The sequence below is a fragment of the Streptomyces sp. NBC_00344 genome (assembly GCF_036088315.1).
GTDB lineage: Bacteria > Actinomycetota > Actinomycetes > Streptomycetales > Streptomycetaceae > Streptomyces.
This window is the reverse complement of record NZ_CP107996.1, coordinates 5,372,349-5,388,913: the sequence shown is the minus strand read 5'-3', so window position 1 is coordinate 5,388,913 and position 16,565 is coordinate 5,372,349. Positions and strand designations below refer to the sequence as shown.

The 16,565-nt window shown below is 70.7% G+C and carries 12 protein-coding genes; 5 read left to right on the top strand and 7 right to left on the bottom strand.

Annotated elements, in window-relative coordinates:
- The first annotated feature begins 235 nt into the window (after positions 1-235).
- Positions 236-571: a hypothetical protein gene (locus OHS16_RS24295; RefSeq protein WP_328539364.1), complete on the top strand. Its 336-nt coding sequence runs from the start codon at positions 236-238 to the stop codon at positions 569-571.
- 58 nt (positions 572-629) lie between these two features.
- Here the strand turns inward: OHS16_RS24295 and OHS16_RS24290 are convergent, their stop codons facing one another.
- The 5 genes from OHS16_RS24290 to rpsA all read right to left on the bottom strand — a co-directional run bounded on the left by OHS16_RS24290 (position 630) and on the right by rpsA (position 5,396).
- Positions 630-1,316: a class I SAM-dependent methyltransferase gene (locus OHS16_RS24290; protein WP_328539363.1), complete on the bottom strand. Its 687-nt coding sequence runs from the start codon at positions 1,314-1,316 to the stop codon at positions 630-632.
- 49 nt (positions 1,317-1,365) lie between these two features.
- Positions 1,366-1,734: a tetratricopeptide repeat protein gene (locus OHS16_RS24285; protein WP_328539362.1), complete on the bottom strand. Its 369-nt coding sequence runs from the start codon at positions 1,732-1,734 to the stop codon at positions 1,366-1,368.
- A 52-nt stretch (positions 1,735-1,786) separates the two neighbouring features.
- Positions 1,787-2,419 (bottom strand): dephospho-CoA kinase, encoded by a 633-nt coding sequence (gene coaE, locus OHS16_RS24280; protein ID WP_328539361.1) that lies wholly within the window; start codon positions 2,417-2,419, stop codon positions 1,787-1,789.
- Between the two features lie 143 nt (positions 2,420-2,562).
- The gene (locus OHS16_RS24275) at positions 2,563-3,501 is read right to left on the bottom strand and encodes a PAC2 family protein (protein WP_328539360.1); all 939 of its coding nucleotides are present in this window, start codon (positions 3,499-3,501) and stop codon (positions 2,563-2,565) included.
- Positions 3,502-3,884: 383 nt separating this feature from the next.
- On the bottom strand, positions 3,885-5,396 hold the full coding sequence (gene rpsA, locus OHS16_RS24270) for a 30S ribosomal protein S1 (protein WP_328539359.1): 1,512 nt from the start codon (positions 5,394-5,396) through the stop codon (positions 3,885-3,887).
- A 377-nt stretch (positions 5,397-5,773) separates the two neighbouring features.
- Here rpsA and OHS16_RS24265 point away from each other — a divergent pair, with 377 nt between their 5' ends.
- Positions 5,774-6,625 carry a class I SAM-dependent methyltransferase gene (locus OHS16_RS24265; RefSeq protein WP_328539358.1) on the top strand — a complete coding sequence of 284 codons (852 nt, stop codon included), beginning with the start codon at positions 5,774-5,776 and terminating at the stop codon, positions 6,623-6,625.
- A gap of 17 nt (positions 6,626-6,642) precedes the next feature.
- Positions 6,643-9,189 carry an ATP-dependent helicase HrpB gene (hrpB, locus tag OHS16_RS24260; protein ID WP_328539357.1) on the top strand — a complete coding sequence of 849 codons (2,547 nt, stop codon included), beginning with the start codon at positions 6,643-6,645 and terminating at the stop codon, positions 9,187-9,189.
- Between the two features lie 144 nt (positions 9,190-9,333).
- On the opposite strand, the gene OHS16_RS24255 is transcribed toward hrpB, so the two are convergent.
- Both OHS16_RS24255 and polA read right to left on the bottom strand, forming a co-directional pair.
- Entirely contained in the window at positions 9,334-10,581 is a 1,248-nt protein-coding gene (locus tag OHS16_RS24255) for a lytic transglycosylase domain-containing protein (protein ID WP_443042687.1), read from the bottom strand.
- A gap of 146 nt (positions 10,582-10,727) precedes the next feature.
- A complete protein-coding gene (gene polA / locus OHS16_RS24250; RefSeq protein WP_328539356.1) occupies positions 10,728-13,439 on the bottom strand; it encodes a DNA polymerase I in 2,712 nt (903 codons plus the stop codon).
- Positions 13,440-13,563: 124 nt separating this feature from the next.
- On the opposite strand from polA, the gene OHS16_RS24245 reads away from it, so the two are divergent.
- Positions 13,564-15,843, top strand: a complete 2,280-nt coding sequence (locus tag OHS16_RS24245; RefSeq protein WP_328539355.1) for an FdhF/YdeP family oxidoreductase — start codon at positions 13,564-13,566, stop codon at positions 15,841-15,843.
- 64 nt (positions 15,844-15,907) lie between these two features.
- The gene (locus OHS16_RS24240) at positions 15,908-16,381 is read left to right on the top strand and encodes a PaaI family thioesterase (protein ID WP_328539354.1); all 474 of its coding nucleotides are present in this window, start codon (positions 15,908-15,910) and stop codon (positions 16,379-16,381) included.
- Positions 16,382-16,565 lie beyond the last annotated feature (184 nt).

The following is a 16,565-nucleotide window of genomic DNA, read 5'->3' as shown; positions in this document are numbered from 1 at the left end:
TCCCCGTAAACAGCCCGGCCGCATGGATCCGCGGTGAGGCCCTGCCCCGGAGTCCGGCGGGCGTCCGCCCGTCGCTTCCCGGCTCCGGCCACCGCCAGGCCCTCGCCGGGAACCGTCGGACGAAACGGGCCCTGGGCGCCGCCGTCCCCCGGGCGGCGGCCCCCCGGATGCCGTGCGGTCCGGCACCCGGCAGGGTTGCTCCCACCAGTGACTCTCCGCAGAGACGGGACCGCCCATGTCCGATCACCGGCGTCTCGGCGTCATCGCCGGGGCTCTGATCCTGCCCTTCGCCGTCGCCGGATGTTCCGGCCTCGGCCGCAGCGCCGTCGGCACCATCTCGTACGTCACCCCCACCGACAGGGTCGTCACCGTCTCCAACCCGGGGGTCACCCGCTGCCACCCGCTGTTGCGCGGCGGTGCCAAGGCCGTCGCCAACCACACCATGATCGACATGGTGCTGTACCCGGGCCGCGGCTGCACGGGCACTCCGTCGTCGTACAACGCCACCACCCTGAACGCCAGGGTGACGCCACCGTTGCGGACCTGGCGGAGCTACTCCCTGGTGCACTGAACACCGGGCGGCGGCCCGCAGCCTCCGGGGCAGTGGGCAGGCCGCCGGCGCGGGCCGCTCACAGGCCTGGCGGGGCGGGCAGCGCCCGCACCCAGGTTCCGTCCTCGGTCAGATACGTGTCCACGGCGAGCCCCGCCCGGTGCAGATGCCCCTCGAACTCCTGGCGGGTCAGCGGACGCGACAGGAAGGTCTGCGACCACCTCGCATCGGGATAGACGTACTCGCAGAGCATCGAGTCGACCCCGTCGCCGACGGGCGTCGCGGACACGATCCGTACGGTCCCGGCGCCGTTGTCCCGCTCCCTCGGCACGTCGGTGTGCCAGTCCTGGCCCTCACGCTGGATCAGCACGCAGCCGCCGTCCCGTACGTGCCGCCGACAGGTGCGAAGCAGGCCCTGGCGCACCTGCGGGTCGCCCGCGTGCACCAGGAACGAGGCGAGCATGACCACGTCGAAGGTCTCGCCCAGGTCGAGCCGCTCGATCGGGCTGCAGACCGTGCGGGCGCCCTCGATCTGCGCCAGCATCTCCGGCGACTCGTCGACAGCGGTCACCGCGAACCCGCGCGCGAGCAGCGGCCGGGTGACCCGGCCCGCACCGCTGCCCAGTTCGAGTACGGTCGCCCCGGCCGGAACTGCCGCGGCGATGACATCCGGCTCTTTGCCGACAGGCAGCCGCTTGTAGAGCTCGACCGAACAGCCGTCAGGCGTCCTCTCTCCAGGACCCGTCCCCTTGTATCCCTCACGCATCCGAACGCTCATGTACGGCAGAACGAACGTGTCCGGGCGGCCGTTCCCGTCAGCCCCCCGGCTCGAAGCGGGCCGCCTGAAGATACTCGGGCTTCGGATCGAGCGCGGCGGCGAGCCGGAAGTGACGCCTGGCCTGCTCCGGACGGCCGGCCCGCTGGAAGGTGCGGGCGAGCGCGAAGTGAGCGAAGGCATTGTCCGGTTCACGCTCCAGTACGAGCTGGAACTCCAGCTCGGCCGGACGCAGTTGAGCTGCCAGGAAGAACGCACGGGCACGCAGCAGGCGGGCCGCGGTGTTCTCCGGGTGGGCTGCGACGACCTCGTCGAGAAGCTTCACCGCACCACGCGGATCACGCGCTGCCAGCAGCTGCTCCGCCGCGCGGTAGTCGATGACGTGGGTCTCGGGGGTGCTGTGCGACATCCGTCCTGTCCCTTCTTTCACGATGCTCGCGCCGAGCCGTCCCGCCCGGTCGCTACTCTTCGGTGAGCCCCGCTCGATCAGCCGGGGTGCCGGCCGCCCGCCGTGACAGATGCGACCAGAGCCTGCTCACCTGCGGCTCCAGCGCTTCCAGCGAACCGTCGTTGTCGATCAGCACATCGGCGATCGATCGGCGCTGCTCCCGGGTGGCCTGGGCGGCCATCCGCGAGCGCGCCTCGGATTCCTGCATCCCGCGGAGCCGCACCAGCCGGTCCAGCCGGGTCTCCGGCGACGCGTCCACCACGACGACCAGGTCGTAGAGCGGGGCGAGACCGTTCTCGGTCAGCAGCGGTACGTCGTGCACGACGACCGCGTCCGCTCCCGCCCGGCTCTCCAGCTCTGCCGAGCGGGCGCCGACCAGCGGGTGCACGATCGCGTTCAGCGTCGCGAGACGGGCCGCGTCGGAGAACACGATCGAGCCGAGTTTCGGCCGGTCCAGAGTTCCCCGCGCGGTGAGCACGGACTCGCCGAACGCCTTGACCACGGCGGCGAGCCCGGGGGTTCCGGGCTCCACCACCTCCCGGGCGATTGCGTCGGCGTCGACAAGGACCGCGCCGTGACGGACGAGCAGCCGGGACACTTCGCTCTTGCCGGCACCGATTCCGCCGGTCAACCCCACTTTCAGCATGCACAGAGCCTAAGGGCTGTCCCGTGGTCCCCGGCAGGTGTCCGGCAGGTCCCCGCCGGGTGCCCTGCCCTCCCCCGGGCCATGTCCGGGAAGCCGCGCCTGCCCGGCGCTCCGGGCGGACGGCACGAATTCCCGAGCATGGCCTAGAGCTCGCCCTCCCGCTCGGCGAGGAAGCGTTCGAATTCGCGGCCGATCTCGTCGGCCGACGGCAGTTCGACCGCTTCGGCGACCAGGTTGCCGCGCGTCTGGGACCCGGCCAGCGCGTCGTACTGGTGCTCAAGTCCCTGTACGAGCGAGACGAGTTCCTCGTCGCCCTCGCCGATCTGCCGTTCGATCTCGTCCTGGGTGCGCTGGGCTTCCGTACGCAGGGAGTGCGCGACCCCCGGCAGCACCAGGCCGGTCGCCGCCGTCACCGCTTCGAGCGCGGTCAGCGCGGCATCCGGGTACGAGGAGCGGGCGACGTAGTGCGGCACATGCGCGGCCACGCCGAGGACATCGTGCCCCTTCTGCGCCAGCCGGTACTCGATCAGCGACTCCGCGCTCCCGGGCACCTGCGCCTCGTCGAAGGGCGAGCGGTGTCCCGGCATCAGGTCCGTGCGGTTGCCGTGCGGGGTGATGCCGACCGGCCGGGTGTGCGGGACGCCCATCGGGATCCCGTGGAAGTTCACCGAGAGGCGCACCCCCAGCCTTTCGACGATCTGCTCCACCGCCGAGGAGAACCGCTCCCATTCCACATCCGGCTCGGGTCCCGACAGCAGCAGGAAAGGCGCTCCCGTGGCGTCCTGCACCAACCTGACGTCGAGCGTGGGCGTCTTGTAGTCCGCCCACTGGTCGCGCTTGAAGGTCAGCAGGGGCCGGCGCGCCCGGTAGTCGACGAGCCGGTCGTGGTCGAAACGGGCCACCACCTGATGGGGGAGGGTCTCCAGCAGACCCTCGACGATCTGGTCACCGGTCTCGCCCGCGTCGATGTACCCGTCGAAGTGGTAGAGCATGACAAGTCCCGCCGACTCCTGGGCCAGCGCCACATCGACGACGGCCAGGCCTTTCGGCTCCCATGCGTACAAGTCCTGCGGATCAAGCACGATTACCGCTCCTCCTCGTGTTCAAGGGGAAGAACGCACCGCGGGGCACGGGCATTCCCGCCCACGCCCCTCCCGGTCAACTCGTACGCGCGGCCGGACGGGCAGGGGGCGTGAAGCAGCGCGGTGTGCCGGGAAGACGCAGATCCGCGACACCGGCCAGGACGGCCACGGGCCGGGGCGCCGGCACCGCGGGACGGGCACGGAACGAGGACGTCCGCGCCGGGCAACGGAAACGGACGTCCACGCCGGCGCCCGGGGGACGGACAAAGGGCGTCCGCGTATCGGCACCACATCCTGAGGCGGCACCCGGGCATGAGTGAGGCCCGCCCCCCGTAGGGGACGGGCCTCACTTCTTCAGCTATTCACCAGCTGGGACCCGAGCGTCAGCTCTGGCCACCGGCCAGCTTCTCGCGCAGCGCGGCCAGGGCCTCGTCCGACGCCAGGGCGCCGGAGTTGTCGTCCGACTCCGAGGAGTAGGAACCGCCACTGGAGGCACCCGCACCCGCACCGGGACCGGCGGCCGGGGCGGCAGCACCCTCGGCAGCGGCGGCCTCGTCGGCCTCGCGGGACTTGATGACCTGGGCCTGGTGCTGCTCGAAGCGCGTCTGCGCCTCGGCGTACTGACCTTCCCAGGCCTCGCGCTGAGTCTCGAAGCCCTCGAGCCAGTCGTTGGTCTCGGGGTCGAAGCCCTCGGGGTAGATGTAGTTGCCCTGGTCGTCGTACGACGCGGCCATGCCGTACAGCGTCGGGTCGAACTCGACCGAGGCCGGGTCGGCACCGAAGGACTCGTTGGCCTGCTTCAGCGAGAGGCTGATGCGGCGGCGCTCGAGGTCGATGTCGATGACCTTGACGAAGATCTCGTCGTTGACCTGGACGACCTGCTCCGGGATCTCCACGTGGCGCTCGGCCAGCTCGGAGATGTGGACCAGGCCCTCGATGCCCTCGTCGACGCGCACGAACGCACCGAACGGAACAAGCTTGGTGACCTTACCGGGAACGACCTGCCCGATCTGGTGCGTACGGGCGAACTGCTGCCACGGGTCTTCCTGCGTCGCCTTGAGCGACAGCGAGACGCGCTCGCGGTCCATGTCGACGTCGAGAACCTCGACGGTGACTTCCTGGCCGACCTCGACAACCTCGGAGGGGTGGTCGATGTGCTTCCAGGAGAGCTCGGAGACGTGCACGAGACCGTCGACGCCACCCAGGTCCACGAACGCACCGAAGTTGACGATCGAGGAGACGACGCCGGAGCGGACCTGACCCTTCTGCAGGGTCGTGAGGAACGTCTGGCGCACCTCGGACTGGGTCTGCTCGAGCCAGGCGCGGCGGGACAGGACCACGTTGTTGCGGTTCTTGTCCAGCTCGATGATCTTCGCCTCGAGCTCCTTGCCCACGTAGGGCTGGAGGTCGCGGACACGACGCATCTCGACAAGGGACGCCGGCAGGAAGCCACGGAGGCCGATGTCGAGGATGAGACCACCCTTGACGACCTCGATGACGGTACCGGTGACGATTCCGTCTTCTTCCTTGATCTTCTCGATGGTGCCCCAGGCACGCTCGTACTGAGCGCGCTTCTTCGAGAGGATCAGGCGGCCTTCCTTGTCCTCCTTCTGGAGAACCAGGGCCTCGATCTCGTCGCCGACCTTGACGACCTCGTTCGGGTCGACGTCGTGCTTGATCGAGAGCTCGCGGCTCGGAATGACGCCTTCGGTCTTGTAACCGATGTCGAGGAGGACCTCGTCCCGGTCAACCTTGACGATGACGCCGTCAACGATGTCGCCATCGTTGAAGTACTTGATCGTCTCGTCGATCGCCGCGAGGAACGCGTCCGCGTCGCCGATGTCGTTGACCGCAACCTGCGGCGTGGTGGCGGTGGTCTCGGTGCTGCTCGTCATGTGGGAAAGGGCTCCGGTACGGACATTGAAGTCGTAGGTACTGCTACGCCGGGAGCCCGTATCGCCTCTGCAGACGCCGGACAGCATAGAAAGCGCCGATCCGGTCGATGTTCGTTGCCGAACACGTCGGTGGCGCCTCGATAACCGAGGGGACATACAACAGATGCAAGCGCAGCCTGCTAGGTCTGAGGAGCGCAGGCTCGCAGCGCAACTTGTAGCATACGGGGACGGCCGGACACGGTCAATGCGCGAAGGCGCACACCCGGGGCGGATCGCCGCAATCCCGGCACAACTTCGGTTTGACGAGGCCAGATCGGCCCCGTCGGCCCCGGTCGACGGACGGCCGCTGTGGAATCCCGACGATACAGACAGGCACGATGAGCGAAGAGTACGAGCCCGAAGCGACCCGGCGTGCCGCCGGGGACACCGAGAGCAGCCGGGCCAACCGGGGCTGGTGGGACAGAAACGCCGACGAGTACCAGAACGAGCACGGCTCCTTCCTGGGCGACGACCGCTTCGTCTGGGGCCCCGAGGGCCTCGACGAGGTGGAGGCCGAGCTTCTGGGCCCCGCCGATGAGCTCAAGGGGCTCGATGTCCTGGAGATCGGTGCCGGTGCTGCCCAGTGTTCGCGCTGGCTGGCCGCCCAGGGCGCGCGCCCGGTGGCCCTCGACGTCTCGCACCGTCAGCTCCAGCACGCGCTGCGTATCGGGGAGAACGGCGGCGCCGGCGTCCCACTGGTGACGGCCGACGCGTCAGTCCTGCCGTTCCGTGACGGTTCCTTCGACCTGGCCTGCTCCGCCTATGGCGCGGTCCCCTTCGTCGCCGACCCGGTGACGGTCTTCCGCGAGGTCAGGCGGGTTCTGCGGCCCGGCGGGCGCTGGATCTTCTCGGTCACGCACCCGATCCGCTGGGCCTTCCCCGACGAGCCGGGGCCCGAGGGCCTGACGGTCTCCTCGTCGTATTTCGACCGGACGCCCTACGTGGAGCAGGACGAACAGGGGAACGCCGTCTATGTCGAGCACCACCGCACCCTGGGCGACCGGGTGCGGGACGTGGTGGCCGGCGGCTTCCGGCTGGTGGACCTGGTCGAGCCGCAGTGGCCCGGCTGGAACACCTCGGAATGGGGCGGCTGGTCCCCGCTGCGCGGCAAGCTGATCCCCGGCTCGGCGATCTTCGTCTGTGTGCGCGACGAAGGACCGGATGACGCGCGGGACGGCGCGCGCGGCTGACGTACGACACTGGGCGGATGATCCGTACCGGCGCGCTCGACGCGCTTCCCGTCCGCACCGCGGTGCCCGCGCTGGAGCGAGCGCTCGACGAGCACGGGACCGCGGTGCTCTGCGCCCCTCCGGGCACCGGCAAGACGACGCTCGTGCCGCTGGTGCTGGCCGGCCTTGCCGCAGACGGCGCCGGGCGCGCTCCGGCGCGCCGAGTGATCGTCGCCGAGCCGCGCAGGATCGCGGCCAGGGCCGCGGCCAGGCGAATGGCGTGGCTGCTCGGTGAGCAGACAGGCGGACGAGTCGGTTTCACGGTGCGCGGCGAGCGGGTGGTGGGGCCCGGGACCGTGGTGGAGGTCGTCACCACCGGGGTCCTGCTGCAGCGCCTGCAGCGCGACCAGGAGCTGGCCGGCGTCGATGTGGTCGTCATCGACGAATGCCACGAACGGCATCTGGACGCGGACACCGTCACGGCGTTCCTGCTGGATGTACGTGCGGCGCTGCGACCGGAGCTGCGGCTGGTGGCGGCGTCGGCGACGACCGACGCCCAGGGATGGTCGCGGCTGCTCGGGGATGCCCCGGTGGTCGAGGCGCAGGGGACCGCGCATCCGGTGGAGACGGTGTGGGCGCCGCCCGCCGGGCCGGTACGCCCACCGCACGGGATGCGGGTCGATCCCGCCCTGCTGACCCATGTGGCATCGGTGGTCCGGCGGGCGCTGGCGGAGCGGACCGGGGACGTGCTGTGTTTTCTGCCCGGGGTCGGCGAGATCAGCAGGGTCGCCGGTCAGCTGAGCGCTCTGGACGCGGAGGTGCTCCAGGTGCACGGCAGGGCGCCGGCCGCTGTGCAGGACGCGGTCCTGGCCGGGGCCGGGGGCAGACGGCGGGTGGTGCTGGCCACCTCGGTCGCCGAGTCCTCGCTCACCGTCCCCGGCGTGCGGGTCGTCGTCGACGCCGGTCTGGCCCGGGAGCCCCGCACCGACCACGCGCGCGGACTGAGCGCGCTCACCACCGTACGGGTCTCGCAGGCGGCGTCCCGTCAGCGCGCGGGCCGGGCGGGCCGGGAGGCTCCCGGCACCGTCTACCGGTGCTGGACGGAGGCCGAGGACACCCGGCTCGCCCGCTTCCCCTCCCCCGAGATCAAGGTCGCCGACCTGGCGGCCTTCGCTCTGCAGGCAGCCTGCTGGGGCGACCCTTCGGCCGCCGGGCTCGCCCTGCTCGATCCGCCGCCGGCCGGAGCGATGGCCGCGGCCCGTGAGGTGCTGGCCGCGATCGGCGCGGTGGACACGGCAGGCCGGGCCACCCGCCGTGGTGGACGGATGGCGGGGCTCGGACTGCACCCGCGTCTCGCGCGGGCACTGATCGACGGCGCGGATGAGCTGGGTACCCGGCGCGCAGCGGAAGTGGTCGCGCTGCTGAGCGAGGAGCCGCCCCGCGACTACGGGGACGATCTGACGGCGGCCTGGCGTGCGGCGCGAGCCGGCGGTGACGCCTACGCGGCGCGCTGGCGCCAGGAGACCCGCCGGCTCTCTTCGGGCCCGGCCGGCGCCGGTGCGGGACGCGGGGCTGCGGGACGCGGGGCTGTGCAGGGTGACGACGCGGCTGCCGGGCTGATCGCCGCTCTGGCGTTCCCCGAGCGGGTCGCGCGGAGCCGGGGCGGAGGAAGCTTTCTGATGGCGTCGGGGACCGGGGCGGATTCGGCCGCGGGCTCCCGGTTGCGCAGCGCGGACTGGCTCGCGGTGGCGGTCGCCGACCGGCCCGCCATCGCACCCTCGGCCCGGATCCGTCTGGCGGCCGTCATCGACGAGGAGACCGCGCGGCTCGCCGCGGGCCATCTGCTGACCGCCGGCGAGGAGGTCCGCTGGGAGAACGGCGATGTCATCGCACGGCGGGTGGAACGTCTGGGAGCCGTCGAACTCACGGTTCGGCCGCTGAAGAATCCGGATCCCGCTCTCGTGCGCGCAGCGCTCGCCGAAGGGCTGCGCCGCGAAGGGCTGGGGCTGCTGCGCTGGTCACCGCATGCCCGTGAGCTGCGGCAGCGGCTGGGCTTTCTGCACAGAGAGGTGGGTGGCGGCTGGCCGGACGTCTCGGACGAAGCGCTGCTCGCCCGCACCGGCGAGTGGCTGGAACCGGAGCTGTCCCGGGCGCGCAGGAAGGCGGACCTGGGCAGGATCGAGGCGGGTCAGGCGCTGAACCGGCTGCTGCCGTGGGCGACCGGCGAGGCCGCGCGGCTGGACGAGCTGGCGCCCGAACGGTTCGAGGTACCGAGCGGGTCAAAGGTGCGTCTGACCTACGACGGCCCCCAGCCGGTGCTCGCGGTGAAGCTGCAGGAGGTGTTCGGGCTTGCCGAGACCCCGGCCGTGGCGGGCGTGCCGGTGCTGGTGCATCTGCTGTCCCCGGCCGGCCGGCCGGCCGCTGTCACAGCCGACCTGGCGTCCTTCTGGCGGGAGGGCTACCGGTCGGTGCGAGCGGAACTGCGCGGCCGTTATCCACGGCACCCCTGGCCCGAGGATCCCTCGGTGGCGGAGCCGACGCGGCATACCAAGGCCCGCCAGCAGCGCGAGCAGGGCAGGAGTTAGGGGGCACGGACTCGGCTGCGGGAATCCCCGTGCCCGGCCTGGGGGCCCGGCCGGAAGCCGTTCGGGCTGTGGAGCCCGGACCGGTCCCGGCCCGACACCGCGTCAGGTGTGAGGCCGGGCCGGCCGGACACCGCCGGCCGGCGGCTATCGCGTCGAGCAGGGCTTCGGGACGCTGCCGCTCGGCGACGGAGTGGGAGACCCGGAGGGTGAGGGCGACGCACTCGCACTGCCCGAAGGGGTGGGTGACGGGCTCGCCGATCCCGAGGGCGAAGGGCTCGGGCTCGCACTGTCCGAGGGCGAAGGGCTGGGGCTCGCGCTGCCGGAAGGCGACGGCGAAGGACATCCTGAGCCGCTCGGTGACGGAGAAGGAGACCCGGAGGGCGACGCACTCGCACTGCCCGAAGGGGCCGGCGTGCCGCTCTTCGACGGGGCGGGCGTCGAGATCGAACCGGAGCCCGTCTTGGTCGGCCTGGGCTCGGGGGACGCGGTCGGCCGAGGTGTCGCCCCACCCGAACTGCCGCCGGTATCCCTGCCCTTGTCGTGGCTGGTGCCGCCTGAGCCGTACCCTTCGCCGCCGGGGCCGGTGCCGGCGGGAAGCGGACCCGTGCCGTCCGGGACACCGTGGCTGCCCTTCCGGTAGAACTCGAACCAGGACAGCACCGTGCTCAGATACGCCTGAGAGTGGTTGTAGCCCAGGATCGACTGATCGAGGTCGTGCTTGCCCGCGAGGTCCCGCCCGTCGGCGCAGAGATAGCGGCCCGTGGCAAGTGCCGCGTCGTAGACGTTGTTGGGGTCCTTGCGCCCGTCGCCGTTCCCGTCCTGTCCCCAGGTGGCCCAGGTCGCGGGGATGAACTGCATCGGGCCGACCGCACGGTCGTGGGTCGAGTCGCCGTCGTACTGGCCGTGGTCGGTGTCGGAGATATTGGCGAAGCCGACGCCGTCGAGCACCGGTCCGAGAATCGGCGAGAGGGTGGTACCCGCGGAGTCCACCCGGCCGCCGCGCGCCTGGCCGGACTCGACCTTGCCGATCGCGGCGAGGAGTTGCCAGGGAAGGTGACAGCTCGCGTCGGTGCCCGCGACCGTCTGCTGCGCGCGCTTGTAGGCGGCGAGCACCGAGGCGGGGATCCCCGCCTCGGCCTCACCCGCGGGGGTGCCGGCCGTGGCCGGCTGCTGGTCCGGTGTGGTCAGCGGCGGAAGGTCCGTGAAATACGGCGAACCGCCGGTGACGGGAGTGCCCGGCGGTGGCGCGGCATCCGCTGCCGGCCGGCCTGTGGGGGACTCACTGCCCACGGCCCCCGGCGCCTGTGAGGCGGTCATCGCCGCCACCGCCAGCGCGGCAACCGTCGTCGCTGTCGCCCCCTTGCGCAGCCGACTCCCGAAATGCGGTGCCATACGTGTGGTCCCTCCCCGTCGACTGCCGATCGCGCTCCCCAGCGCGGGACTCCGGTGACACTACGACAACTCCCGGCACCACAACACCGGCAAGTGACCGCTTTTAACCGATTCTTCAGCTCCGATCCGCGCAGAACCCGGAGACCTCAGTGCGCGGCGGACTCCCAGTCCGTGCCCACACCCACCGACACATCGAGCGGGGCGCGCAGTTGGGCCGCGGCGGCCATCTCCCTGCGCAGGATCTCCTCGACCCTGCCGCCCTCACCGGGAGCGATCTCCAGCACGATTTCGTCGTGAACCTGGAGCAGCATCCGGGAGGTCAGGCCGGCCTCCGAGAGCGCCCGGTCGACCTTCAGCATGGCCACCTTCACGATGTCCGCCGCGGTGCCCTGGATGGGGGCGTTGAGAGCCATCCGCTCGGCCATCTCGCGGCGCTGGCGATTGTCGCTGTTGAGGTCCGGCAGATAACGGCGCCGGCCGAGCATGGTCTCGGTGTAGCCGGTGACCCTGGCCTCCTGGACGGCCCGCTGCAGATAGTCCCGCACCCCGCCGAACCGCTCGAAGAAGGTGTCCATCAGCCCGCGGGCCTCACCGGCCTCGATGTTCAGCTGCTGGGAGAGCCCGAACGCCGAGAGCCCGTAGGCCAGTCCGTACGACATCGCCTTGATCTTGCGGCGCATCTCCGGGTCGACCGCGGACTTCTCCACACCGAACACCTGGGAGGCGACCGTGGTGTGCAGGTCCTCCCCCGACGCGAACGCCTCGATGAGCCCCTCGTCCTCCGACAGGTGGGCCATCACCCGCAGCTCGATCTGGCTGTAGTCGGCGGTCATCAGCGATTCGTACCCCTCGCCGACGACGAACCCCCGGCGGATGGCACGGCCCTCGTCCGTGCGCACCGGGATGTTCTGCAGATTGGGGTCGGTGGACGACAGCCGGCCTGTGGCGGCCACCGTCTGGTTGTACGTGGTGTGAATACGTCCGTCCCCGGCCACCATCTTGACCAGGCCCTCGACCGTCACCCGCAGCTTGGCCTGCTCACGGTGGCGCAGCATGATCACCGGCAGATCGTGGTCGGTCTGGGCGGCGAGCCAGGCCAGCGCGTCCGCGTCCGTGGTGTACCCGGTCTTGGTCTTCTTGGTCTTGGGCAGACCCAGCTCGCCGAAGAAGACCTCCTGCAGCTGCTTGGGCGAACCAAGGTTGAACTCGTGCCCGACCGCGGCGTGCGCCTCCTTCACCGCCTGCTGCACCGCACCCGCGAACTGCTGCTCCATCGCCTCCAGATGGGCACGGTCGGCGGCGATGCCATGGCGTTCCAGACGAGCCAGCAGGATCGAGGTGGGCAGCTCGACGTCGTGCAGCAGACCAGCCGCGCCGACCTCCTTCAGCCGCTCACCGAACGCCTCGCCCAGGTCGAGGACCGCACGGGCCTGTGCCATCAGGGATTCGGCCTCGGCCTGCTCGTCCGTACCGAAAGCGAGCTGCCCGTCGCCGGACGCGGCGGGCGCCAGCTCGCGTCCCAGGTACTCGACGGCGAGGGCGTCCAGCGCGAAGGAGCGCCGGCCGGGCTTCACCAGATACGCGGCGAGCGCGGTGTCCATGGCGACACCCTCGACGCTCCAGCCGTGCTCGGGAAAGACCCGCATGGCGTTCTTGGCATTGTGCATCGTCTTGGGGCTCGCGGCATCCGCGATCCATCCGGCGAAGGCCCGCTCGTCCGCCTCGTCGAGCTGGGTGGTGTCGAACCAGGCGGCCGCTCCGCCGGCGGCCGCCAGCGCGATCTCGCTGACGCTGCCCGAGCCGAGCGCCCACGTCTCCACCGTGGCCACACCCAGCGGCTGCCCGCCGTGCTCAGCCAGCCAGGGCGCCAGCTCGCCGGACGCCAGCACCGAACCGTCCAGCTCCACCCCGGCCGCCGGGGCGGGCGGCTGCGCCTCGCCCGCACCCGGATCGACGGCCAGCAGCCGCTCACGCAGACTCGGATTGCGGATCTCCAGCACGTCCAGAACCCCGGCCAGCGCCTCACGGTCGTACGCCGCGCGCTCCAGGTCCGCAGGCCCCTTCGGCAGCTCGACGTCACGCACCATCTCGGTGAGCAGGCGGTTGAGCTTCACCGATTCCAGATGATCCCGGAAATTCTGCCCTGCCTTGCCCTTGACCTCGGCCGCCCGCTCCACCAGCTCGGCGAACGAACCGAACTGATTGATCCACTTCGCTGCCGTCTTCTCCCCCACCCCCGGAATACCCGGAAGGTTGTCGGAGGGATCGCCGCGCAGCGCGGCGAAGTCCGGATACTGCTGCGGGGTCAGCCCGTACTTCTCCTCGACCTTCTCCGGCGTGAAACGCGTCAGCTCGGAGACGCCCTTGGTCGGATAGAGCACGGTGACCCGGTCGGTGATCAGCTGGAACGAATCCCGGTCACCGGTGACGATCAGCACATCGAAACCGGCCGCCTCCGCCTGGGTGGCGAGCGTGGCGATCACATCGTCGGCCTCGAACCCGTCGATCGCGAAGCGGTCGACATGCATGGCGTCGAGAACCTCGCCGATCAGCTCGACCTGCCCCCTGAACTCGTCAGGAGTCTTGGAGCGGTTCGCCTTGTACTCGGGGAACTCCTGCGAACGCCAGGTCTTGCGGGACACGTCGAAGGCCACCGCGAAATGGGTGGGCGCCTCGTCGCGCAGCGTGTTCGCCAGCATCGACGCGAAGCCGTAGATGGCGTTCGTCGGCTGACCGCTCGCGGTCGTGAAATTCTCCGCGGGCAGCGCGAAGAACGCCCGGTACGCCAGAGAGTGCCCGTCCATGAGGAGCAGGCGGGGGCGGGTGTCTTCGGTCTGCTTCGATGCTGTCTTTGCCACGGGACCGATCCTGCCACGGAGCACTGACAACGCGGACCTCCGCACACCTGCCCGCAAAGCCTCCGGGCAGTGCGTGACAGGATCGGGGAGACACGCGAGATCCGTCCGCCCGAAGGGGAGCGTCATGGCTGCCAAGCCGCCCGCAGGTGACCCGGTTCAGGACGCGCCGCAGGTCGCGGCCCCCCAGCACGCCGCCGCAGGCCTCCCCGCCATCCGCCACACCCTGCGGATCGCCCAGCAGCAGATGGGCGTGGCACGCACCGCCCGCACCCTGCTCAAGGTCAACCAGAAGGACGGCTTCGACTGCCCGGGCTGTGCCTGGCCGGAGGGCGACAAACGGCACACGGCGGAATTCTGCGAGAACGGCGCGAAGGCCGTCGCCGAGGAGGCGACACTGCGCCGTGTCACCCCCGGCTTCTTCGCGGCGCACTCCGTCACCGACCTGGCTTCTCGCAGCGGCTACTGGCTCGGACAGCAGGGCCGCATCACCCAGCCGATGCTGCTGCCCGCGGGCGGCGACCACTACGAACCCGTCACCTGGGAACACGCCTTCGAGGTGATCGCCGAGGAGCTCCGTGCTCTCGGGTCCCCCGACGAAGCGCTCTTCTACACCTCGGGCCGTACCAGCAACGAAGCAGCCTTCCTGCTGCAGCTCCTCGCCCGCACCTTCGGCACGAACAACCTGCCCGACTGCTCCAACATGTGCCACGAATCGTCCGGCTCCGCCCTGGCCGAGACGATCGGCGTCGGCAAGGGCAGTGTGTCCCTCGACGACGTGCACCAGGCCGATCTGATCATCGTCGCAGGACAGAATCCGGGCACCAACCACCCCCGGATGCTCTCCGCACTGGAGAAGGCGAAAGCGGCAGGCGCGAAGATCATCGCGATCAACCCGCTGCCCGAAGCCGGCCTGGAGCGCTTCAAGAACCCCCAGACCCCCCAGGGCATGGTCAGGGGCGCCGCACTGACCGACCTCTTCCTGCAGATCCGCATCGGCGGTGACCAGGCCCTCTTCAGGTTGCTGAACAAACTGATCATCGAGACCGACGGCGCGACCGACGAGCTCTTCGTACGCGAGCACACCCACGGCTACGAGGAGTTCGCCGCCACCGCGCGCGAAGCCGACTGGGCGGGCACACTCACCGCGACCGGCCTCAGCCGCGAGGACATCGAGCAGGCCCTCACGATGATCCTCGCCTCCAGGCGCACCATCGTCTGCTGGGCCATGGGCCTGACCCAGCACAAGCACGCCGTACCGACGATCCGCGAGGTCGTCAACTTCCTGCTGCTGCGCGGCAACATCGGCCGCCCCGGCGCCGGCGTCTGCCCGGTCCGCGGGCACTCCAACGTCCAGGGCGACCGCACCATGGGCATCTTCGAGCGTCCCGCCGCCGCCTTCCTCGACGCCCTGGACAAGGAATTCGGGATCACCTCGCCCCGCCACCACGGCTTCGACGTCGTACGGGCCATAGAGGCACTGCGCGACGGCAGGGCCAAGGTCTTCTTCGCGATGGGCGGCAACTTCGTCGGCGCGAGCCCCGACACCGACGTCACCGAGGCCGCGATGCGCCGGGCCTCCCTCACCGTGCACGTCTCGACCAAACTCAACCGCTCGCACGCCGTCACCGGCCGCCGCGCGCTGATCCTGCCCACCCTGGGACGCACCGACAAGGACATCCAGGCGAGCGGCAAGCAGTTCGTGACCGTCGAGGACTCCATGGGGCTCGTCCACGCGTCCCGGGGCAACCTCGCCCCCGCAAGCCCCCACCTGCTCTCCGAACCGGCGATCGTCGCCCGGCTGGCCCGCGCCCTGTTCGGCGGACAGTCCCCGGTCGACTGGGAGGAGTTCGAGAACGACTACGCCGCCATCCGCGACCGGATCTCCCGCGTCGTCCCCGGCTTCGAGGACTTCAACACCCGCGTCGCCGCCCCCGGCGGATTCTCCCTGCCGCACGCCCCGCGCGACGAGCGCCGGTTCCCCACCGCCACCGGCAAGGCCAACTTCACCGCCGCGCCCGTCGAATACCCGAAACTCCCCGACGGCAGGCTACTGCTCCAGACCATGCGCTCCCACGACCAGTACAACACCACGATCTACGGCCTCGACGACCGCTACCGCGGCATCAGGGGCGGCCGCCGTGTGGTGCTGGTCAACCCCGACGACGCCCGCGAGCTCGGCCTCGCCGACGGCTCGTACACCGACCTCGTCAGCGAGTGGAAGGACGGCGTGGAACGACGCGCCCCCGGCTTCCGGGTGGTGCACTATCCCACCGCCCGCGGCTGCGCCGCCGCGTACTACCCGGAAACGAACGTCCTGGTCCCGCTGGATGCGACAGCCGACGTCAGCAACACCCCCGTGAGCAAGTCCGTGGTCGTCCGTCTGGAACAATCTCCCACCGCCTAAGCGTTTGCTTAAGTCACACGCCTGAGGCACCATCCACGACGCCACGACGATCGGAGCCGGCCCCATGGGCGAGCAGACCACCGTGAAGTTCCCGCAAGAGGTCATCGACGAATACGCCGCACTCGGCGTGGACCTGCCGGGGCTGTTCTCCGCCGGCCACCTCGGCGAGCGCATGGACGTACGGATCACCGAAGCGGCCGCCGACCGCGTCGTCGGCACCATGCCGGTCGAAGGAAACACCCAGCCCTACGGTCTGCTGCACGGCGGTGCATCCGCCGTACTCGCCGAGACCCTCGGCTCCATCGGCTCGATGCTGCACGGCGGCCCCTCAAAGGTCGCCGTCGGCGTGGACCTCAACTGCACCCATCACCGCGGCGCCCGCAAGGGCCTGGTCACCGGGGTGGCGACCCCCGTCCACCGGGGCCGCTCCACCGCCACCTACGAGATCGTCATCACCGACGAACAGGACAAGCGCGTCTGCACGGCCCGGCTGACCTGCCTGCTGCGGGACGTCACTCCCGAGGCCCCCACCGGCTGACCCGGCAACCCCCCTCCCGACACACACACCACACAGTTCCCACACGGCCCGTCCCCTTGCGCCACAAGCTCCGGGACAGCCGGACGCCGTCACTCCGGAAGCCCCCGGACCACTCAGCCGTTACGCTGGGTAACAAAACCGCAATGCGGGTACGAGTCCGCGACGCCCCCCGTGTCCACACCGG